Genomic DNA, 480 nt, shown 5'->3' on the forward strand with positions numbered 1-480 from the left:
CTATCAATCTTTTATTATGTTCATGGGGCATTAATGGAGTCATAATTTCTAAGATTCCCTGATTATAAGTAAACCTGTTATTGCGAGTATCACCTGTTTCTAATAAAATCCTTTCAAAAGTATTCCAGGAAATATTATGGAGGATGACGCTATTGGTGTGAGTGTCGCTGTGAGTAGGTGCTAGAGTTACCATATAAATTCACCTCGCATTGTTAATTATTCTATTATATCACTTTTATAATAACGATTTTTCTGGACTATTTTTAATAGTAATCCTGTAAATCCTCAAATCCTGGATATCCTAATTCTGACATTTATTTAATATTTTATACTTGCGTTTTTATCCAACTTCTAAAATTCCTAATCATTGCCATTTCACCTATTTCTAAGCTAGAAGCTAAAAACTGAGGCACTTCTGTATTTAAAGATAAATTAGCAAAGGTTGGTGAACTATTACCAGGAATATATTTACCATCAGCT

At 31.2% G+C, this 480-nt stretch carries 1 pseudogene; it reads right to left on the minus strand.

Annotated elements, in window-relative coordinates:
• Window positions 1-193 (minus strand): annotated as a pseudogene (locus tag FFR48_RS28440) (Uma2 family endonuclease); the annotation flags it as partial.
• Window positions 194-480 lie beyond the last annotated feature (287 nt).

The organism is Sphaerospermopsis reniformis (assembly GCF_005402885.1).
Classification (GTDB): domain Bacteria; phylum Cyanobacteriota; class Cyanobacteriia; order Cyanobacteriales; family Nostocaceae; genus Sphaerospermopsis; species Sphaerospermopsis kisseleviana.